The organism is Aquirufa sp. (assembly GCF_044377215.1).
In the GTDB taxonomy this organism is placed as follows: Bacteria; Bacteroidota; Bacteroidia; order Cytophagales; family Spirosomataceae; genus Aquirufa.
On sequence record NZ_JBILJM010000001.1, the window covers coordinates 28,576 to 49,882 of the forward strand.

General features: G+C 39.9%; 22 protein-coding genes. 19 read left to right on the plus strand and 3 right to left on the minus strand.

Going from position 1 to position 21,307, the window contains the following annotated elements; translation table 11 throughout:
* Position 1 precedes the first annotated feature (1 nt).
* Genes tsaB through ACIQ6T_RS00160 form a run of 3 tightly spaced genes read left to right on the plus strand, consistent with a single transcriptional unit; the run spans position 2 to position 2,121 of the window.
* Entirely contained in the window at positions 2 to 685 is a 684-nt protein-coding gene (gene tsaB, locus ACIQ6T_RS00150) for a tRNA (adenosine(37)-N6)-threonylcarbamoyltransferase complex dimerization subunit type 1 TsaB (protein WP_395782975.1), read from the plus strand.
* Position 686: 1 nt separating this feature from the next.
* Positions 687 to 1,214, plus strand: a complete 528-nt coding sequence (locus ACIQ6T_RS00155; protein ID WP_395782977.1) for a DUF2480 family protein — start codon at positions 687 to 689, stop codon at positions 1,212 to 1,214.
* A 22-nt stretch (positions 1,215 to 1,236) separates the two neighbouring features.
* Complete coding sequence (locus ACIQ6T_RS00160) at positions 1,237 to 2,121, plus strand: fructosamine kinase family protein (RefSeq protein WP_395782979.1); 885 nt, start codon at positions 1,237 to 1,239, stop codon at positions 2,119 to 2,121.
* Here ACIQ6T_RS00160 and ACIQ6T_RS00165 read toward each other — a convergent pair.
* Entirely contained in the window at positions 2,107 to 3,351 is a 1,245-nt protein-coding gene (locus tag ACIQ6T_RS00165) for a 4-hydroxy-3-methylbut-2-enyl diphosphate reductase (RefSeq protein ID WP_395782981.1), read from the minus strand. The genes ACIQ6T_RS00160 and ACIQ6T_RS00165 overlap by 15 nt on opposite strands.
* Before the next feature lie 227 nt (positions 3,352 to 3,578).
* Between ACIQ6T_RS00165 and ACIQ6T_RS00170 the strand changes: the two genes are divergently transcribed.
* From ACIQ6T_RS00170 to ACIQ6T_RS00190, 5 genes are read left to right on the plus strand one after another with little or no spacing between them, the layout of a single operon-like run.
* The gene (locus tag ACIQ6T_RS00170; protein WP_395782983.1) at positions 3,579 to 4,196 is read left to right on the plus strand and encodes a hypothetical protein; all 618 of its coding nucleotides are present in this window, start codon (positions 3,579 to 3,581) and stop codon (positions 4,194 to 4,196) included.
* 8 nt (positions 4,197 to 4,204) lie between these two features.
* Positions 4,205 to 4,555 carry a hypothetical protein gene (locus ACIQ6T_RS00175; protein WP_395782985.1) on the plus strand — a complete coding sequence of 117 codons (351 nt, stop codon included), beginning with the start codon at positions 4,205 to 4,207 and terminating at the stop codon, positions 4,553 to 4,555.
* A gap of 5 nt (positions 4,556 to 4,560) precedes the next feature.
* Positions 4,561 to 5,334: an exodeoxyribonuclease III gene (locus ACIQ6T_RS00180; protein WP_395782987.1), complete on the plus strand. Its 774-nt coding sequence runs from the start codon at positions 4,561 to 4,563 to the stop codon at positions 5,332 to 5,334.
* Positions 5,334 to 5,636 carry a (2Fe-2S) ferredoxin domain-containing protein gene (locus ACIQ6T_RS00185; RefSeq protein ID WP_395782989.1) on the plus strand — a complete coding sequence of 101 codons (303 nt, stop codon included), beginning with the start codon at positions 5,334 to 5,336 and terminating at the stop codon, positions 5,634 to 5,636. The genes ACIQ6T_RS00180 and ACIQ6T_RS00185 overlap by 1 nt, the downstream gene beginning before the upstream one ends.
* 6 nt (positions 5,637 to 5,642) lie before the next feature.
* Positions 5,643 to 6,266 (plus strand): hypothetical protein, encoded by a 624-nt coding sequence (locus ACIQ6T_RS00190; RefSeq protein ID WP_395782991.1) that lies wholly within the window; start codon positions 5,643 to 5,645, stop codon positions 6,264 to 6,266.
* On the opposite strand, the gene ACIQ6T_RS00195 is transcribed toward ACIQ6T_RS00190, so the two are convergent.
* Positions 6,267 to 6,947 carry a YjjG family noncanonical pyrimidine nucleotidase gene (locus ACIQ6T_RS00195; RefSeq protein WP_395782993.1) on the minus strand — a complete coding sequence of 227 codons (681 nt, stop codon included), beginning with the start codon at positions 6,945 to 6,947 and terminating at the stop codon, positions 6,267 to 6,269.
* Positions 6,948 to 6,998: 51 nt separating this feature from the next.
* Between ACIQ6T_RS00195 and ACIQ6T_RS00200 the strand changes: the two genes are divergently transcribed.
* The 11 genes from ACIQ6T_RS00200 (at position 6,999) to ACIQ6T_RS00250 (ending at position 20,395) form a co-directional block, all read left to right on the plus strand.
* A complete protein-coding gene (locus ACIQ6T_RS00200; protein ID WP_395782995.1) occupies positions 6,999 to 7,808 on the plus strand; it encodes an exonuclease domain-containing protein in 810 nt (269 codons plus the stop codon).
* A gap of 62 nt (positions 7,809 to 7,870) precedes the next feature.
* Positions 7,871 to 8,200, plus strand: coding sequence for an NADH-quinone oxidoreductase subunit NuoK (gene nuoK, locus ACIQ6T_RS00205; protein ID WP_377983055.1), 330 nt, complete (start codon positions 7,871 to 7,873; stop codon positions 8,198 to 8,200).
* Positions 8,201 to 8,230: 30 nt separating this feature from the next.
* Positions 8,231 to 10,111 carry an NADH-quinone oxidoreductase subunit L gene (gene nuoL, locus ACIQ6T_RS00210; RefSeq protein WP_395782997.1) on the plus strand — a complete coding sequence of 627 codons (1,881 nt, stop codon included), beginning with the start codon at positions 8,231 to 8,233 and terminating at the stop codon, positions 10,109 to 10,111.
* A 21-nt stretch (positions 10,112 to 10,132) separates the two neighbouring features.
* Positions 10,133 to 11,584: a NuoM family protein gene (locus ACIQ6T_RS00215; protein WP_395782999.1), complete on the plus strand. Its 1,452-nt coding sequence runs from the start codon at positions 10,133 to 10,135 to the stop codon at positions 11,582 to 11,584.
* A gap of 21 nt (positions 11,585 to 11,605) precedes the next feature.
* On the plus strand, positions 11,606 to 13,003 hold the full coding sequence (locus ACIQ6T_RS00220) for an NADH-quinone oxidoreductase subunit N (RefSeq protein ID WP_395783001.1): 1,398 nt from the start codon (positions 11,606 to 11,608) through the stop codon (positions 13,001 to 13,003).
* 12 nt (positions 13,004 to 13,015) lie between these two features.
* On the plus strand, positions 13,016 to 13,507 hold the full coding sequence (locus ACIQ6T_RS00225; protein ID WP_395783003.1) for a GtrA family protein: 492 nt from the start codon (positions 13,016 to 13,018) through the stop codon (positions 13,505 to 13,507).
* Between the two features lie 207 nt (positions 13,508 to 13,714).
* Positions 13,715 to 13,888, plus strand: a complete 174-nt coding sequence (locus ACIQ6T_RS00230) for a hypothetical protein (RefSeq protein WP_377983060.1) — start codon at positions 13,715 to 13,717, stop codon at positions 13,886 to 13,888.
* Between the two features lie 60 nt (positions 13,889 to 13,948).
* On the plus strand, positions 13,949 to 14,569 hold the full coding sequence (locus tag ACIQ6T_RS00235; protein WP_395783005.1) for a hypothetical protein: 621 nt from the start codon (positions 13,949 to 13,951) through the stop codon (positions 14,567 to 14,569).
* Entirely contained in the window at positions 14,541 to 17,771 is a 3,231-nt protein-coding gene (porU, locus tag ACIQ6T_RS00240) for a type IX secretion system sortase PorU (protein WP_395783007.1), read from the plus strand. Before ACIQ6T_RS00235 ends, porU begins: the two co-directional genes overlap by 29 nt.
* Before the next feature lie 102 nt (positions 17,772 to 17,873).
* Positions 17,874 to 19,046, plus strand: a complete 1,173-nt coding sequence (porV, locus tag ACIQ6T_RS00245; RefSeq protein ID WP_395783009.1) for a type IX secretion system outer membrane channel protein PorV — start codon at positions 17,874 to 17,876, stop codon at positions 19,044 to 19,046.
* Between the two features lie 77 nt (positions 19,047 to 19,123).
* On the plus strand, positions 19,124 to 20,395 hold the full coding sequence (locus ACIQ6T_RS00250) for a M16 family metallopeptidase (RefSeq protein ID WP_395783011.1): 1,272 nt from the start codon (positions 19,124 to 19,126) through the stop codon (positions 20,393 to 20,395).
* On the opposite strand, the gene ACIQ6T_RS00255 is transcribed toward ACIQ6T_RS00250, so the two are convergent.
* Complete coding sequence (locus ACIQ6T_RS00255; RefSeq protein ID WP_395783013.1) at positions 20,392 to 21,300, minus strand: PfkB family carbohydrate kinase; 909 nt, start codon at positions 21,298 to 21,300, stop codon at positions 20,392 to 20,394. The genes ACIQ6T_RS00250 and ACIQ6T_RS00255 overlap by 4 nt on opposite strands.
* Positions 21,301 to 21,307 lie beyond the last annotated feature (7 nt).

The window sequence follows — 21,307 nt, forward strand, 5'->3', positions numbered from 1 at the left end:
AATGAGTTACATCCTTTCCATCGAAACAACAACTCCTCTCTGTTCTGTGGCACTCCACAAAGAGGGGAAATTGTGCTTTTCGTGTGAATCACAGGAGGATGGGGTGCATGGTAAAAAATTAACCCGGCTTATCGAGAAAACATTGAATCAATCTGGAATTCAATTAAATCAGTTATCCGCGATTGCAATTTCAAATGGCCCCGGTTCCTATACAGGTTTACGCATAGGATTAGCCACCGCTAAAGGCCTTTGCTTTGGACTAGACATCCCGCTAATAACGCTACATACACTAGAAATCATGGCTGCGGCTTGGGAAGAAAAGAGCAGTAATAAACTATTGCTTCCCATGCTGGATGCGCGACGAATGGAAGTTTACGCCACTATTTTGGATCCTAAGGATGGATCGACTGTCCTACATACGGCGGCTGTTATTTTGGAGCCGGATACATTTCAGGTAATCGACCAACAAATGATTGCGTTTGGCAATGGCGCGATGAAATGGCGAGAAACATGCCAACATTCAAAAATTGAATTTTCAGAGGCGCACCCACTTCCAAAGGCAAGAAATATGGGAATGCTTGCATTTAAGCAATTTGAAAAAAAGGCATTCGCCCACATAGTTACTGTGGAGCCCAACTATTTAAAAGAGTTTATGGGCACGAAACCTAAATCACACCAAAATTAATATGGAAGAAACTATCATCAATCGTGTCAATAAAAGTGGCTTACTTCAATTGGATTTAGAGACCATGCGCAAGCCAGGTGATCGGTTGTTTTTCGACCTGGCTCCGCTTCTTTTTATGGGCTTAGCGCTTAAAGAGAAAGATTACCGTGATTATTTATCCGGACACGACTGGTCTTTATACAAAGACAAACACATCGCCATCGGTTGTTCTGCAGATGCAATAATCCCAACCTGGGCCTACATGTTGGCCGCAAGCTACCTCAATCCTGTTGCACATACAGTTGTATTTGGCTCACTAGCTGATTTAGAAAAAACATTGTATTTAGCTCAAATTGAAGCAATGGATACGGAAGAATTTAAAGACACGCGTATTGTCATTAAAGGATGTTCGAAGGAGGCTGTGCCAACGGATGCCTATGTGGCACTTATGCAAAAATTACAACCTGTAGCTAAGAGTATATTTTTTGGTGAACCATGTAGCACAGTCCCACTTTTCAAAAAACCTGCGCAGCCAAAAAATAATTCCTAGATTTGTCATCGATTTTAATGCTATGTCACAACAATCCCAAGAACAATATCAGTTTATTGCCCAAATACTGAGCAAACATGCTGGGGAATCTGCACATATCGATGACTTTCAATTTTTTTATGGGGGAAATTTTAATTTGGCGGTAAGACTGCGCATAAAAAATACCGAATATTTCATTAAGTGGACGCAAGGAGATTATCAAGGCCTATTTGAAGCAGAAGCTAAAAATCTAGAAACGATTCACGCTACTGGTGCAATCCAAGTACCACGTGTATTGGGTGTAGGCCAGTTGGAAGAAAAGGAATATTTGATGATGGAAGGCATTGAATCGGCTGATAAACAAACAAATTATTGGCAAGATTTTGGAGAAAAATTAGCCCATTTACATCAAAATACAACAGCACACGGACACGGACTAGCCTATACGAATTTTATAGGCGCAGCTCCCCAAGAAAATTCTTGGACTTTGGATGGAGTGACGTTTTTTATCGAAAATCGCCTTAAAAAGCAAGTTGGCCGTGCCTTATACGATCGAAAAATCACACCTGAAGTAGCCGAAAAATTTGAAACACTTTACGAGCGATTACCTAGTTTATTGCCTCATGAAGCACCGGCCCTGATCCATGGAGATTTATGGTCGGGAAATGCCATGGTTAATGATCAAGGACTCATCACACTTGTTGATCCCTGTTGTTATTATGGATTCCGTGAAGCTGAATTGGCATTTACTACGATGTTTGGCGGTTTTGATACAAAATTTTACGACGCATACCATGCAAATTTCCCAATAGAAAAGGGTTTTCATGAACGCATTCCGTTATACAATTTATATCCGCTTATGGTGCATGTAAATTTGTTTGGAGAAGGCTACCTCCCTGCGGTAAATAAGATTTTAGCTACTTTTTAAATTAGCTTCCCACGCCTCGACCACATCATCTGGAGAAACAGAACCTGGGAAAAAAGAAACTAATTTCCGGAGAATCTCCTCGATTACTGCGTCTGGACATGAGGCTCCGCAAGTTAATAAAACGACGATTTTTTCTTTGTTTGGAATGTAATTCACCGAATTCACTTCTGCCTTTTTCCGATTGTTAAAGTGAATCACCTCTTGATTGGAAACGAGTTGATCTGCAGATTTTATAAAATACGTGGGTAATTTTTCGGCACATAGGTCAACTAAATGTGCTGTATTTGAAGAATTATACCCGCCGGCAACTAGCGCAAAATCGGCTTCTACTTGAAGCAATCCGTAGGTTGCACTTTGATTGTCGTTCGTGGCATAACACAACGTATCACGTGTATCAGCAAAATGCTGAGTAACTTGATCTGGACTTAATTGGTAGTACTCGACCAATACATCGCGCAAATATTCACCTATTTCCTGCGTGTCTGTTGCCAGCATTGTGGTTTGATTAACAACCCCTAATCGAACTAAATCAGTATCCGGATTAAATCCCACAGAATATTGCCCCTCAAACATATCGTAAAATTCATCTGCAGCACATTCCTTGCGGATAAAATTCGCAAGTAATTTGGCTTGAGATAAATCCTTTATTACTAAAGTTGGCGTAATCGCCTTCGAATGCGAGAAAGTCGCTTTGGTTTCTTCATGGCTTGGTTTACCATGTACGATAACGGTGTAATTATTTTTGCCAATTGCGTCCGCCCGATTCCAAACTTTTTCCACAAACGGGCAGGTGGTATCATACGCATACGTATCAATTCCTTGCAATTGTAATCTTTGTTGCGTTTCTAGAGTAGTGCCAAAAGCTGGAACTATCACAATGTCAGCTGCATTCAACTCAGAAAATGGAACAAGCGGTAACCCCTTGGTGTCCTGCAAAAATCGTACGCCTCTATCAAACAAATCGGCGTTAACCGCTGGATTATGAATCATTTCGGAAAGTAAAAAAATACGTTTATCTGGATTTTCTTCGATAATTCGGTAGGCTGTTTCGACGGCATTTTCGACCCCATAGCAAAACCCAAAATGACGCGAAAGATGAACCTCTATCGGCCCAAAATCTAACTTTGAAGGACTAAAGTCTCGCTTTAATTTATCACGAAGTCGGCGAACCTCTTTAATACGACCAATAAGATTACTTTTGAAAAGTGAAGGAATCGAAAATGATTTCATGGAAACTCAAATTAAGTAATTAACTAGCTTTAAAAATGATTGTAACGCCAACGAGATTTCAAATTTACCAAATCAGCACCTCATTGCCTATACTTCATCGGGAACAAATGACCTTAAAATAATTAATTTCAAATTTGACCTAAATTAGCCTTTGTCCGTTAAATAACTTATCGTATTTTTGTTTTCAAAATGAATTAGGTCAAAATTTTAAAAAAACGTTCACCCAAATGAGCAACTCTACTTCACGTAAGTATGGATTTTTGCGTTTTGTGAAAACAAGCTGGATTGGAGCGTTTGTGTTGTCCTTCATTAAAAATCCTGTCAACTTTCTTTACACTGGCCTCGGATTATTCGTTTTAATTATCAGTTTTGAGAATTCGTTTAGCGATACTCCGACACAAAAAGGCTATTTAGTAGGCACAATAGAATTTGGCCATGAAGGCGAACATGTTATTCAATGTGATGCTGTTTCTGCAAGCGTTCGTCTTGAATCAGGCCAAAAAGTGTTGAGTTTAATTGCCACTAATGAGCAATCAAAAGAAACCATTTATGTAAAAATATTCCAGCTAAGAGGTACGGGGACATATTTTATTCCTGGAGATGGTGATTCCGGAAACATCGGAAACATCATACATAATCTCGAAGATTTTAGAAATAAGAATAATTTTTACGAAGCCAAAATGCCTGATAGCTCAGGTGTTCAAAATGGGGTAGGACGCCTAAACATCACGTATTTGTCTGATACTGAAATTGAAGGTAACCTCGTACTTATTGGTAATAATCCCAAAGGACAAAAAGCCGTATTGGAATCATCCAAATTCAAGGTTTCTATTGTCGTTCCCTAAACATTCCCATGGAATTTGAACCCGCCATCGTGCACGCTTCATTTGAAGCGGTATTAGACTTTTTTGAAAATCAATTTCAAAAACGACCTACCGATTTAGAATCTGTTCTATTTTTGATTGGCGTACAAGAGTTAGGGCAAGGCCATGTACATTTCACAAAAGAACAAAAGCAAGATTTGATGCATATTGCCACGTGTAAAGTACTCAGCTACAGTGGGTTTTATGAGTTAGAAGGCCTAGATTCTGAAGGGTGGCCCCATTGGAATTTAGTTAAACCTGTGCCAACCCTCAATTTAAAAGAACAAGATCTCTTGCTGAAAGCACATATTGTGCATTACTTTGAATCTGAAATCTTTTAATCTAAATGAAAATAATCAGTTACAATGTAAATGGCATTCGTGCCGCCATCCAAAAAGGATTCACTGCTTGGTTGGCTGAACAAGCAGCTGATATTATTTGTATTCAAGAACTTAAAGCGGATCGTGAGCAAGTAGATTCGCAACAAATTGAAGCGCTTGGCTACCACATCTACTGGCATTCAGCACAAAAAAAAGGTTATTCTGGCGTTGCCATATTTTCAAAAATCAAACCAAATCATGTTGAAATCGGATGTGGCATTGAAAAATATGATTCAGAAGGCCGCGTTATCCGAATCGACTTCGAGCATGTTTCTGTGATGAGTGTCTATATGCCTTCGGGCTCTAGTGGGGATGAACGCCAAGCATTCAAGATGGATTGGCTGGCCGACTTCCATGCGTATTCAACTAAATTACGAACTCAAATTCCGCATCTGATCATTTCAGGTGATTATAATATTTGTCACCGCGCAATTGATATCCATAATCCAAAGGGAAATGCCACTAGTTCTGGATTTTTGCCCGAAGAAAGAGAATGGATGGAAAACTTCATTCAAAATGGTTTTGTGGATACTTTTCGTCTGATTCGTTCCGACGAACCACATCAGTATTCGTGGTGGAGCTACCGTGCCGGTGCGCGAGGAAAAAATTTAGGTTGGCGCATCGATTACCACCTTGCCTCAGACAAGTTGAAAGAACGTATTCACAATGCCTATATATTACCAGATGCGATGCACTCTGACCATTGTCCTATTGTTGTTGAACTTAAACCTATCTCCTAATGCACTTCGAAAAACATGTATTTATCTGCGCAAATGACAAAGATGCCCCAAAAAAATGTTGCGGTTCAGGTCATAGCATGGAACTTATTGACAAATTCAAATCAACTTGGGCAGCACAGGGCTTAGATACCAAAATACGTATCCAAAAGGCAGGATGTTTAGATTTTTGCGGAAAAGGACCCACCTTGGTTGTATACCCAGAAGGCGTATTTTATGGAAATGTTCAGCTTTCGGATGTAGAAGAGATTACTGAATCGCATTTAGTCAATAATACACCTGTAACACGCCTTCAAATCGGATAAGTACCCATGATTTACCGACTATACCCGACGCTCTTAAATTCATTTTCTCTGTATCTAAACCAAACGCGCGATGTGAATGGGAAAATTATTGTGGATGAAATTGAGATGATTGAGCGTATTAATCGCGTAAAAAAACCAACGACAAAAGCCCAGCAAAAAGGCGTCGATTTTGAAAGAGCTGTAACCTTAGGTGAAAATGAAGATTTGTTTGCCGAAGGAATTATCGACAAAGCACGCAACCTAATTCCGGATAAATACAAAACGCAATTTTACGTCGAATCCCGCTATAAGAACACTCAAATTTACGGCTATGTGGATGGTGTTGGGGAGCACGTTGCCTTTGATTTAAAAAGTACATCCTATTATGAGCCAGGGAGATTTTTAAAAAATCACCAAAACCTGTATTTGTTAGGCCTACAGAAATTTGGCATCGAGCAACTGGATTATGTCATCACAGATTTTGCTGATGTCTATGTCGAATCCTATCATCTAAATACCATGGACTTCAATCCATTGTATGAGCAAATCGAAAAGTTTACCGCTTTTTTAGAGGAGAACAAGCGCTTCATTCGAGACAAAAAGATAGTCGACCGCAAGGCCAATGACAACCAACTTTCCCTTTTTGAATAACTAGTGAATCCAATCTAGAAGCTCACGCAATTCCAAAATTTGAATTTTACACGATGAATCCTCATTTCGTTGATTCAAGTGTATCCCAGGAATTCCCGCATACGCAGCCCCCTGAATATCAATCACGGAGTGATCTCCCACCATCACAGCTTCTCCAGGAGAAATTCCGGCAATTTTTAAAGCATAATCAAAAAAACCGCGAGCCGGTTTTTTATGCCCAGCAATGTCTGAGGTAATTATTTCTTGAAAAAAATGCCGCATACCAGCTCCATCGATTTTAACCCATTGAATGTCAGTAAATCCATTCGTTAAAATATAAAGTGGGTATTTTTGAGCCAAGTGCTCAATCACCTCAAATGCGCCAGGAATTAAATTTGTTTTTCGAGGGGTCTTTTGTAAATAAGCCTCTGAAAATTCACGTGTGGGTCCATCGATTTGCAATTCATCGAAAAACCTGATAAACCGAGTTTCACGAAGTACTTCTTGCGAAATTCTCCCCAATTGATAGTCCTCCCAAAGCGAATCATTGATTTGCTGAAACGTGCTCCACATAAAGGTCTCGTCGGCCAACGGCAGATTGAAGGCGTCAAATAATTCTATTAACACTTCATTTGCATTTCGATCGTGATCCCATAGCGTGTGATCCCAGTCAAAAAATATGGCTTTAGGGGTGAATTTCATCGAACAAAGGTAATAATAAGCTACCTTTACGCCTATTAAAATTCAAAAGCTATGGAGCATCAATTGCAACTCAAAAGACCGTTGGCCTTTTTCGACTTAGAAACCACCGGAATAATGGTCAATCGCGACCGAATCGTCGAAATATCCATTGCCAAAGCTAATATCGATGGCTCCGTAGAGGTAAAAACAAGACGTGTTAATCCGGGTATTCCAATTCCATTAGAGGCATCTTTAGTTCATGGAATCTATGATGCCGACGTACTAGATGAGCCAAATTTTAAGCAAGTAGCGAAATCCTTAGCGACTTTTTTAGATGGTTGTGATTTAGCAGGCTTTAATTCGAATCGTTTCGATGTGCCCATGTTGGTTGAAGAATTTCTACGCAATGATGTAGATTTTGATATGAAAAATCGAAAATTAGTGGATGCCCAACGAATTTTCCATATGATGGAACCTCGAAATCTAACAGCTGCTTTCCGATTTTATTGTAATAAAGAATTAGTGGGAGCACACGGAGCTGAAGCCGATGTGCTAGCCACATTAGAAGTTTTAAACGCCCAGGTAAAACACTACGCAAACACCAGCCTGAAGGATGCGGATGGGAATGACTATTTCCCAATCCAAAATGATGTCCAAAAATTACATGAATTAAGCGCATCGAATTCGATCGATTTTGCCAATCGTATGGTTTATAATAAAGATCAAATTGCCGTTTTTAATTTTGGCAAACATATTGGTAGACCTATTTTGGAAGTCCTCAAATCAGATCCATCCTATTACGATTGGATGATGAAGGGTGATTTCCCTATGGATACAAAACGGAAATTGACTGAAATAAAATTACAAGGTTTTCAACGTTAGGGGCTATAAAATTCAGTTTAATTCGTATTTTTGCCTCGCATAAATGCATTTAAATAACGACTATGCAATCGATTCCAGAAGTATTACGCACAATACCACTAACTCATTACATTCTTGTAAGCTCCGCTTTATTCTGCATTGGAATTTTGGGAGTTTTGACCCGCCGCAATGCAATTATTGTATTCATGGCCGTTGAACTCATGTTGAATGCCGTCAATTTATTGTTGGCCGCATTTTCATCTTATTTTTCAGATCCAGCAGGTCAAATTTTTGTCTTCTTTATCATGGCAGTTGCCGCGGCTGAAGTTGCTGTAGGCCTAGCCATTATTGTTATGATTTACCGAAACATTCAAAGTATTGATATCGGTGTGCTTAATAAATTAAAAAATTAATTCCAGCACACATTCAATCAGCCTAATCATATGTCATTATTCTATTTAATTCCCTTGCTTCCGTTTATTGGTTTTCTAGTAAATGGACTCGCATTCCCCAAATTAAATAAGCAATTAGCCGGTATAATCGGAACCATTCCTCCTGTGGTGGCTTTTGCTTTATCCTTGCAATTATTTTTAAATTTTGACGGTCAAACGCAGATTTACACATTAGCCGAATGGATTAAAATAGGCGAATTGTCTATTCCATTTGCTTTTCAAGTAGACCAATTATCCCTCTTAATGCTCCTTATTATCACGGGTGTTGGAACGTTGATTCATGTGTATTCGATGGGCTATATGGCACATGATGCGGGTTTGGGCAAATTTTTTGCTTTCCTAAATTTGTTTATCTTCTTTATGTTGATACTTGTTTTAGGCGCAAATTTCGTCGTCATGTTTATTGGTTGGGAAGGTGTAGGATTATGCTCCTATCTATTAATCGGATTTTGGAACCAAAAAAATAGCTATGGTGATGCGGCGCGTAAAGCGTTTATCATGAACCGCATTGGTGACTTGGGATTCTTGGTGGGTATTTTCTTATTGATACAAAATTTTGGCACTACAGATTACACCTCCATTTTTACATCCATTAACGAGGGCAATGTACCTGATAATGTAGGATTAATCGCCTTCTGTTTGTTTGTTGGCGCCATGGGGAAATCTGCACAGATTCCATTATTTACATGGCTACCGGATGCCATGGCGGGCCCTACACCGGTTTCGGCATTAATTCACGCGGCAACCATGGTAACGGCAGGAATTTACATGGTTATTCGAGCCAATGTGTTGTTCGAATTGAGCCCAGAAGTATTGCATTTTGTAGGATGGATTGGACTTGCTACCGCTTTACTCGGTGCAGCTATTGGTTTATTCCAAAACGACATCAAAAAAGTATTAGCCTATTCTACCGTATCCCAATTGGGCTATATGTTTATGGGACTCGGCGCCTCAGCTTATACGGCATCTTTCTTTCACGTCATGACGCATGCATTCTTTAAGGCATTGTTGTTTTTAGGGGCGGGTTCGGTTATTCATGCGATGTCCGACGAGCAAGACATTCGGAAAATGGGTGGATTAAAAAGCCACTTGCCTATAACTTACGTCACATTTTTGTTAGGCACAATTGCCATTGCAGGTATACCTCCTTTTGCTGGTTTCTTCTCTAAAGATGAGATATTGGCTAGCTTGTATCATCACGATCCAATCATGTGGTGGTTGGCTATCTTAGGTTCCGCCATGACGTCATTCTACATGTTCCGTGTATTTATTTTAACATTCTTTGGTGCATTCAGAGGTTCGCAAAAACAAGCAGATCACTTGCATGAATCTCCATGGACAATGACACTGCCATTAATTATTTTAGCCATATTCTCTGTGGGAGGTGGAATCATCAACTTGCCTCATTTTGCTGGCGGGAATGAATTCTTAGCTCATTGGTTAGCCCCACTGCTTCCTGCAGCTGGTGAGGCAGCTGAAGTTAATTTCTTGAGTTTAGAAGGTGGCGCGCCATTATTGGCCGCATTTTTACCTGCGGCGCTGGCAATCTATATTTTTGGTATGCAGAAATCTGTACCAGGATCGGATGCATCAGTTACTGGAATTCAAAAGGTTATATACCATAAATTCTACATCGATGAATTGTATGACATGCTTATTGTTCGGCCAATTAGCCTCTTGAGCAATTTCTTGCATCAAATTTTCGAGTTTTTAGTTTTGGATCTACTGGTAGAGGGTGTGGGTAAAATTGTCCAGTATGCCTCCTCAGAATTCCGACGGATCCAAACGGGAAACGTAGGCTACTATATTTTTATGATTGTTATTTCGGTAACTGTCATTTTATTTTTGGGTCTAAAGACTTGGATTTTATAATCTTTAATCGACGCTAAAGGCATGTATTTACTTTTTATTCTTTTATTTCCACTTGCATTAGGTAGCTATTTACTAATCGCCAAACCTAAAAATGCATTTGTCATTTCCCTAACTGGGTCGATCATTGAGGCGATTATAGTTGCTTATGTGTTAATTCAATCAAGTCAGTCCGCTAATGCCATCGCTATTTCCTATCCATGGATTCCAGAAGCAGGGCTTTCGTTTTCACTTTGGGTGGATGGAATTAATGGGATATTGATTGGTTTAACAGGTTTATTGATTCCGTTTATCATTGGGAGCACGGCAAATACGGACAGAGCTAATAACCCCGTCTACCAAGGGTTGATTTTGACAATGCAGACTGCTTTGTTGGGTTCATTCTTAGCGAAAGACGCATTCTTATTTTACTTTTTCTTTGAAGCTTCTTTGTTGCCCATCTACTTTCTATCTGCGCAGTTTGGCGGGGAAAATCGAATCTCAATCACATTTAAGTTTTTTGTCTACACCCTTTTTGGTTCGCTATTCTTATTAATTGGTTTAATCTACGTGTATCTGCGCACACCAGGAGCAGTCGGTTCCGCTGATATTGATGTCTTAGTTGAGACGGCGCGTAGTTTACCTGCGACTTCTCAAAACTATTTGTTTCTAGCATTCTTCATTGCGTTTGCAATCAAGATGCCCATTTTCCCTTTCCACACTTGGCAACCAGATACCTACACGACTTCGCCTGCGCAAGGAAGTATGTTGCTGGGCGGAATCATGTTAAAAATGGGTACCTATGGCGTGATTCGACTTGTATTACCTATGTTCCCATTGGGAATGATTACGTGGGGAACTACGGTAACAATACTTTCGGTGATTGGTATTATATATGGTTCAATCATCGCAATCCAACAAAAAGATGCGAAACGCCTCATTGCCTATTCTTCTTTTGCACACGTAGGACTTATGTCGGCAGGGATATTAACAGGTAGTTTGGCAGGTATTCAAGGAGCTTTGTACCAAATGCTTTCGCATGGTATAAATATAGTGGGATTATTTTTCATCATTGAAATCATTGAGCGTAGAACAAAAACACGCGAACTTGCCCAATTAGGAGGAATTACGCAAGCATCATATATGTTGAGCGTGGCATTCGTTGTGTTAAGTTTGGGTTCGGTTGCTTTACCATTAACGAATGGGTTTATCGGCGAGTTTCTGTTATTGAAAAGTGTCTTTGATCAAGACATGTGGATTGGGATTATTGCCGGAATTACCATCATTTTGGGAGCGGTTTACACGTTACGCTTGATTCAAAAAAGCATGTTTGGTAATGTTTCACGCATCACAAAAGAATTTGAAGATTTAACATCAGCAGAAAAAATGGTCTTAGTACCGCTTGTAATACTTGTACTTGTGGGTGGAATTTTTCCGCAAACCGTACTTAATTACAGCGCTGAAAGCGTGGAGAAATTAACGCAATTACTTAACTAAGATCTATATAACGCATCTATTATGACGGCTATTATTGCTTTATCAATTTTTGGAATTAGTAATTTATTTTTGGGTTTTTGGCTTTCAAGAAAAACCATTCAAACATTCACGTTAGGTTTTCTAGCCATTAGCATGGGCTTAACAGTGGCGGATTGGAATCATGAATATATGTGGTTCGGAAATATGTTCCGCTCGACGAATACCTCAATTAATTTTAGCATTATTATTCAATTAGCTGCATTTTTTGTGGTCGCATTTTCGAATGCCTTCGGACAAGATGACGAGCATACTCACCCGGCTGAATACTATGCCATCATGTTATTCTCAGTTATTGGGGCCATATTAATGGTTTCCTTCGACCATTTAATCATGCTGTTCGTTGGCCTTGAAATCCTTTCCGTCTCCATGTATGTTTTGACAGGGTCCGACAAACGTAACCTTCGATCCAATGAAGCAGCGATTAAGTATTTATTAATGGGTGCTTTTGCCACCGGAATTTTACTATTTGGCATTACCTTAGTTTATGGAGCTACGCGCTCATTTTATATCGCCAATATTGCAAACGCAATTGCAAGTACCCCCAAAGAATCCATGCCAACCTTCCTGTATGCAGGAATTCTTTTGATGCTTGTAGGCATGCTATTTAAAGTTTCAGCGGCTCCTTTTCATTTTTGGACGCCAGATGTATACGATGGCGCACCAACAATCTTTACGATGTTTATGTCGACAGTCGTAAAAACAGCTGGATTTGCAGCTCTTTTCCATGTTTTTTCAGGTATGTTCGGTGGGTTATATGCTACGTGGGCATTACCGATCTATTTCATCAGTATGTTAACGCTGGTGATTGGTAATGTGACGGCGGTATACCAACAAAGCATGAAGCGCATGTTAGCCTATTCGAGTATTTCGCATGCGGGATATATGCTGATGACCATTTCAGCGAATCAATCATCGACAACCTCCACCATTTTATATTATTCGTTGGCTTACACCTTAGCCACAGTTACCGCCTTTGCGATTTTCAAAATCGTATCGGAATATCAAACAGGCCGGGTAGAAAAACCAGAAAATTTTCAAGCATTTGAAGGTTTAGCGAAACAGAATCCATTGTTGGCCTTCTGCTTGACCATATCACTATTATCGCTTGCAGGCATACCATTAACGGCTGGCTTTTGGGGAAAGTTTTTTGTTTTTGCGGACACGTTCCACCGCAACATTACCTATTCAATTATCGTAGCCGTATTAATGTCGGCCGTAGGTATTTATTATTATTTCAAAGGAATCATTGCCGCTTATTTTAAAACGAGCGAAATGGAAGTAATTTATATTCCTGGATTGTATCAAGTAGCTTTAATCATGAGTACCTTGGCGACATTGATACTCGGTATTTATCCAACAATTGTGAAATCGTTATTTTAAGACGCCAAAGATTTGAAGAAGCAATCAAGCCTATTTAATCGAAAAGATTTAGTCGCATATTTTATTATTGCGGGGATTGGGGCATTGATTCAGCTTTTAGCAGGTGGTTTATTGAAGGATTGGTTTCGCATGTCGTACGAGTCCACCATTTTACCCGCGTATTTTGTTTCTTTAATTGCGGGCTTTATCCTTACCAAATTATTTGCCTTTAACGCCCGGCAGACGAAACAAACCCAACGCGAAATGATTAAATTTTTGCTCGTTGCTACCTTTTCCGGATTTGTAACTTGGTTTTTTAGCGTTACACCCTATTCGGCTATTTCGCGCAACTACGCAGATTATTTTATTCAAATACCTTATTCGATTAAACGCATCAATGTCACACAGGTTTCGACCACGGTAACTGGCATGGGATTTAGTTTTGTGTCAAACTATGTTTTACACAAATCCTTCACCTTTAAAAGTAGTGGCTTTTACGACCGATTTAAGGATTTAATTAAGTAAAACACCGCATTTCTGAGGGATACCTGCCCAACACCTTAATTTAAACTTAATTTTCCAAAGATTGAATGTGGCCATTAGGCCACAAAAGGGGGCTTTTTGATAAAAAATTATCCAAAACTTAAAATAATCTTAAAATTTTAAGCAATTCTTTGGGTATTCTAATTTTTCCTACTACTTTTGAGACTCAAACCTTAAAATATTACAAAAATGAAAAAAGTATTCGCTTTAGCTTTCGTTGCTGGTATGGTAACTTTAGCATCTTGTGGTGAGAAAAAAACTGAGGCTGCTGCTGATTCAGTTGCTGTTGATACTGCTGCTGCTGCACCAGTTGATTCTGCTGCTGCTGACACTGCTGCTGCTGACACTGCTGCTGCTAAATAATTTTAGCCAAGCTACAGAAAAGAGTCCTTCACTTGTGGAGGACTTTTTTTATTCCCTCGAATGACGAAAAGCAAAAAAATAGAATCATTCTTTGATCACTTCCCTCCTGAGGTGGCCGAATACTGCTTTCAATTATGGCAAGACCATCCATTCGACTTTATCGTCTCGAAAGCACGCGGTACAAAACTTGGCGACTTTCGCTACTCGCCTACAAAAGGGTATCAAGTTACAGTAAATCACAACTTAAACCCGTATGCCTTTTTAGTCACCTATATACATGAAGTGGCACATCGAGTAACTTATGATATCCACAAAAGCAACGTAAATCCGCATGGGATCGAATGGAAACGGAATTTCTATGAACTATTTGAGCCTATTTTAGATGAGGAATTATTACCTGCCTCGCTCGTTCACGTACTTAGGAAATACCTTCAGAATCCTGCGGCTACCTCTACGGGGTATGCCCCACTTGTTACCGTATTAGCATCATTCGATACACAACCAGCGATAGGCACTCGGCTTATTGATTTAGAAGAAGGATCTGTGTTCCAACTAAAAAACCTGATCCTCATCAAAGGGAAACTTCGCAGAACACGTTACATTTGTCAGGATTCTCAGTCAAGAAAAAACTATTTAGTTGCCAAAAACGCATATGTACAACCGCAAGAACCTTTGGTCTAAATTCCGATTTATCGGCATTTTACTCATTGGCCTCCCGCTTGCTTCATTTGCCCAATCTATATTAAAGCAAGGTACTTGGCACCGCATCGCTATTGCTTCTTCAGGTTTTTATCGGATCGATCAAGCGTGGTTGAAAAAACATCAAATCACCGGCAATTCACAAAATTTCGGTTTGTACACCTCTGCGCCAGGCATGCTTCCACAAAATCCAGCCAAAGCTCCCACGAATAACCTATTCCCAGTTCCGATTGCGATAGAAGGAAATGGCCAACTGATTTTTTGGGGAGAATCCCCGAACCAACTTCAATTTGATGTAAAATCCGCTTCCTGGAACCAAGAAACGAATACGTATTCAGACTCAAGCTATTATTATTTGCGAGTAGACGACCCAAAGCCGCTTCGCATTACCACGCTAAAACCACCAAAAGGAATCGGGAATCCATTAAACTTCGCCCATACCTTATCCCACTACGAACCTGAAAAATATAATCTAATTCAATCTGGACGGACATGGCTTGGAGATGCATTTTTCGGAACAGGAAATTTAGCCCTTCAATATGTGATTAGAGATGTCCTTGATGGCACATCTGCTGAATTAAAAGCACGTTTTTATGCTGGCGGAACCACCCCAAGTAAATTCACGCTCGCCATTCCAGGAAATTCCCCTATATCAATCGAAATTCCTGCTATTTCAGGAAATAGGTATGACCAAAAAGCATTTTTTGCGGATGTAAAACAACCCATAAAGATGAATTCTTCCGGCCCAAACTGGAATTGGAACATCGCGTATCAAACTACTTCAGGAGCTGGATATATAGACTATATTCAATTTGCCTACAAACGAAAATTCAATGCGACTACTGACCAGCCTCTATATTTATTTACCAATTCCCGTGACACAACGGCTAATGTGCAAATACCAAATTTACAAGCTTCGAGCCTTCTTTGGCTGAAAAATGGTCAAAATGAATGGCAACAAATACAACCTCCCGGAGCAGAAATGGAAATTCGTTTTTCCCCAGGCAGCCAATTAGCCCTTGGAAATTCAAGCCTAGCAGCATATCCTGTTTGGCGAGAGCGGATTTCGAATCAGGACCTCTTAGCCCAAGACCCCAAGTTGCAGCTTATTATTATCACAAGCCCACCTTTGCAACAAGCAGCAGAAAAACTAGCAAAATTCAAGTCGAACATCCAAAAAATACCCACTCAAATAGTCACAACAGCTCAAATTTATCATGAATTTTCAGGAGGCAAACAAGATGTGAGTGCTATTCGAAATTACCTGAAGGCTTTGGCAAGTCAGACGACCTTGCGTTATGTGTTGATTTTAGGAGATGCATCCATCGACTACAAAGGTAAGTCTACCGTAGCTAGCGCCTTAGAAAAAAACAGCTACGTCCCTACCTATCAAAGCCTGGAATCCACACAGCCCTTAGTAAGTTATTCGTCTGACGATTACTTTGGCATCATAGATTCGCAAGCGGGAGATTGGGAGAATACACAACCGAATCTCCAACTTGCCATCGGCCGAATTCCAGCAAAAAATCCGATTGAGGCCAACATGTTTATTCAAAAATTAATTGATTACCAATCTAAAACTTCACCCGCAACTAGAAGACCCTACCGGTTTAGTTGGGTCGCTGATGACGGCGATTTCTCCATTCACATGCAGGATGCGGAAGATTTTTCGGCTTACATGCAAGCAGGTAAATTCGCATTTGATTATCAAAAAACCTATTTGGATCAATTTCCAATGGAGGTTTCCAACGGCCAATACACCTCTTCCGCAGCAAAAAAACAAGTTCTTTCCTTATTTACACAAGATGCTGATTTCATCCACTTCATCGGCCATGGGTCAGAAAGTGGATGGACAGATGAAAAGATTCTGACAAACAATGATATCATTGGCCTAAAAAATAGCCAACACCTACCTATACTTTTGACCGCAACTTGCCAGTTCGGAAGGTTTGATGATCCGAACCAACTTTCAGGGGGAGAAATCGCCTTACTTTCTCCACAAGGGGGCTCCATTGCGCTAATCAGTACAACAAGACCTGTATTTCAAAGTAGCAATTATATTTTCGGAAAAGCCTTTTACAAATATGTATCCGCTAATATGAAATCTTCTAACTACCGATTGGGGGATTTATTTCGAGATACAAAAAATGATAGCAAAACGGGAGTCATTAACCGCAATATAAGTTTGTTGGGCGACCCGAGCAGTCCATTACCCTGGCAAAGTAATGCCTTAACAATTGCGCCTGATGGGCCAAATTATTTGGTCAAATCAGAAAGCGAAACGGAAGGCCCATTAACTGCTTATTATTATGCAGCCAATACGGGAGCAAAAACCTTGGGAACGAAAGGCGCTGCATTTAGCTATGAATTACCAGGAAAGCTTATTGGGAAGTCCACACATGTGCTAAAACAAGGAATGTCGTCCATTTCCGCTAACAGTCTACCCACATCGAAAAGCAAAATGGAAATGAAGCTTATTGGTCAAGCGAAATCAGGAATTGCTATTTCAGGGCACCAACTAGTCCAGCGAAAACAGATGGAATTGACAGATACAAAGCCTCCCGTAATTCAGATTACGTTTCCGGATGAACCAATTCAAGGGGTCTTTTCGGCAAATCCAACATGTGAGATTACTATTTCAGATGACCAAGGACTACAGTGGCATGGGCCAAAAAATGAAATTGCCTTTTTAACGTTGAACGATACATTACAAATCCCCATGCTACCGTATTGGGAACCCAGCTTGGACAAACCCAATCAAGGCAGTTTGCGTTACATGTTTACAAACCTGAAAGCTGGCTCACATGATTTACGGGTGAATTGTTGGGATAGCAACAATAATGCGAGCCTACAATCGTTTAAATTTACAGTTGGCGAAAATGCTCCTATTTCCCAGCGTTGGAAATTATACCCCAATCCTGCACAAGAGAAAATGACATTCAGGACGCAACTTAATCGAGTGTGGAGCTCAGATCGATATGAACTTGAAATTTTTAATGTGGTCGGGGAGCGAATATTTCAGCAAACAGGTGATTTGATTCAAATGTCGAATCAAGAAGCTGGATTTGAATTTTCAGTGAATATGCTTGGTACAGGTGGAATGGGCTTTGTTAAGCTAAATGTACTTGATAGCCAAGGTAAAATCATCGAAACCGTTAAATCTAAAATATTGACCCTAAAATAAATTTTGACAAAGATTTTTTTTAAATTTCAAACATTTACCTTAAAAATAACTATTTTTGAATCTAGCTTTAATGCTAAGAGACTCTCTTATAAATTTTATACAATGACAACGAATTATTCGATCATCCAAAAAGTAGTTTTTACTTTAGTTGCTGTATCTATTAGCACGCTAACCTTTGGGCAATTACCAACTACCGTTTTAGGTCAAACGAACGCAGGTCGCGTTCCAACCCCAACCATGTTGTTTTTAAATGTTTCTCCTGATGCACGTTCTGCAGGTATGGGAGACGCAGGTGTTGCCATTTCATCCGATGTTAATGCAATTTATTGGAATCCGGCCAAATTAGCGACAGCAGATAAAGACTTAGGATTCGCTATTTCATACACCCCATGGTTACGTAATTTAGTAAATGACATGGCATTGTATAACATTGCGGGATACAAGAAAACATCGAAAGATCAAGCTTTCGGATTCTCAATCAACTATTTTGATCAAGGCCTTTTCCAAGCTACTACAGCAAATGGAACAAGTGCTGGTAATTTTAATTCCAAAGAATACGCACTAACCTTAGCGCATGCTCGTAAATTATCTAATGCATTATCGTTGGGTGTTAATTTAAAATATATCAATTCAAATTTAACTGGTGGCTACCAGGCGCAAGGTTCTCAGATGAAGCCTGCTCAAACAGTTGCTGCTGATTTGGCATTATATTGGAACTCAGTAACAGAGAAAAATTGGAACTTAACTTATGGTTTAGTTTTATCTAACATTTCAGGTAAAGTTTCTTATGGTGGTTTAGACAAAAACTTCATTCCAACAAACCTGCGTGCCGGAATTGCTGGAGTTAAGAATATCGATGAGAAAAACAAGTTAATCTTGACGTTAGATTTAAACAAATTAATGGTTCCAACGCCACAGTCGGTTGATGCAAACGGAGCCGTAACAGGTACAGATCCTAACAACACAACAGCTATCGGAGGAATTTTCGGTTCGTTGTTTGATGCTCCGGATGGATTTGGCGAGGAGTTAAAAGAAGTAACGGCTTCATTAGGTGCTGAATATCTTTACAATAATACATTTGCAATTCGTGGTGGTTATTTCAACGAAAGTGCCATGAAAGGTGATCGTAAATATTTCACTATGGGTATAGGGTTTAAATTAGACCAAAAATATGGTTTTGATTTTGCTTATTTAGTTCCTACAGGATCTAGCAGCCCACTTGCTAATACATTACGTATTTCTTTATTGGCAGCAATCAATCAAGAAAGAAAATAAATTAACGCTATTTTTTCATCAAATGACATCTCTCGGGATGTCATTTGTGTTTTAAGCCTACCTCCAACTTCCCCTACATGCTTGATCGGACACTTGCTCCCCCTGCCTATCCCATTGATTGGATTCAGTTTCCTACCACAAATACATACACAACTAAACAAGGTGTACATATCCATTCAATATCATTAGGAGAGCAGCCCGTATTTAAATTCGAGTATACGATTCATGCAGGCGCGAGCGAAGCAACAAGGGCGGGTGTAGCGAGTCTTACATCCATGTTGATGAAACGTGGAACGCAACAGCATACCGCGCAGGAGCTAAATCAAAAATTTGATTTTTATGGCGCATTTTGGGATATCCAATCAAGCCTAGATCATGCTACCTTCACCGTATACGGTTTAACCAAGCACTTCGAATCATTGATGCCATTGGTTTTTGAAATCATTACCCAAGCCACCTTTCCGACAGATGAGTTTGAAAAAGAAATCGCCATTGAAATTCAAAAGAATAAATTGAATTGGCAAAAGACCGCTTTTAGCGCTAGTCAAATCTTTCGCTCACAATTGTTCCCCAACGACCCCTATGGGCGAGTAAGCAATGCGGAAAGCCTACAAGAAATTACACGAGAAGAATTAGTGGGGTTTCATCAGACTAATTGGTTAGGCCAACAACCAACCATATTTCTTTCGGGCCAAATAAGTGCAGAGGCCATAGCGTGTGTCGCCTCGTTAGTTGACCTATCCATTACGCCAAAAACAGCCCTTTTTGAACGCCCAGTACTGGTTTCACCACGTGCCACACGCACGCATGAATCACGTGAGCAGGCACTCCAATGTTCGATTCGAATGGGTCAAGTGAGCATGAATCGCCAAAATCCAGATTATTACAAATTCAGCGTTTTGAATACGATTCTGGGTGGATTTTTCGGATCGCGATTGCAAAAAAATATTCGTGAAGAAAAAGGATTCACATACGGAATTTCTTCTTCATTAGTACCCTTAAAGCGAGCAGGGTATTGGGTAATAGGCACTGATGTCAATAAAGAAAATGCAGCTGAAACTTGCAGTGAAATCAGAAGAGAAATCCAAGAACTTCGTACAAATTTAATCCCATCAGACGAACTTGAGATTGTTAAAAGCTATTTAATGGGCAGTTTTACGGGAGAGCTTACGCAGGCATTTGATATTGCCGACAAGCTAAAAATTATCTATTTGGAAGGGCTACCAATTGATTTTTATGATCATTTTCAGCATCAAATCATGGCATGTACATCGAAAGATTTGAGAGAACTAGCAAATCAATATCTAGATCCCTCAAATCTTCACGAAGTTATTGTAGGCGCAATTTAGAAGCGCGCTAATTCACGGAACTCATTCACCCGACCATCTAAATCCTGGTCGGTGATTTCCAACAAACGTTCCGTACCAAATTTCTCCACACAGAAAGATGCCATGGCTGATCCATAAACTATGGCTTTGCGCATATTCTCAAATGAGATATCATCTGTTTTTGCTAAGTAGCCAATAAAACCACCTACAAACGTATCGCCAGCACCTGTTGGATCAAATACCTCCTCAAGTGGTAAAGCTGGGCAGTAAAACATGTCCGATCCTTGGAACAAGAGCGCACCATGTTCTCCTTTTTTGATGATTAAGGTTTTAGGTCCCATCGCCATAATTAATTTCGCAGCAGTGCGCAACGAATATTGTTCAGATAATTGGCGTGCCTCCTCGTCATTAATACAAAGCACATCAACCATCTTTAGCACACGTTTCAAATCATCCATCGCTACATCCATCCAAAAATTCATGGTATCCATCACCACTAACTTAGGGCGTTTTTTAAGACCTTCGATCGCTTCGATTTGAACTTGAGGCGTTAAATTACCTAACATCAAGTATTCGCAATCTTGATAGCTAGCAGGAATCACAGGTTTGAAATCAGCCAATACATTTAAGTCGGTCACCAACGTATCCCGAGAATTCATGTTATTATGGTATTTCCCAGCCCAGAAAAAAGACTTTTCTCCAGCCTTAATTTGAAGACCATCTAAGTTAATTCCTTTGGACTCCAGCGTATCCATGTACGCTTGAGGAAAGTCGTCGCCTACCACAGCGACCACATTTACTTTGGGTTGGAAAAATGCAGCAGACAAAGCAATGTACGTACATGACCCACCGATAATTTTATCTGTTTTGCCATAAGGCGTTTCTAAAGCGTCGAACGCTACGGTTCCAATTGTTAATAAACTCATAAGGGAT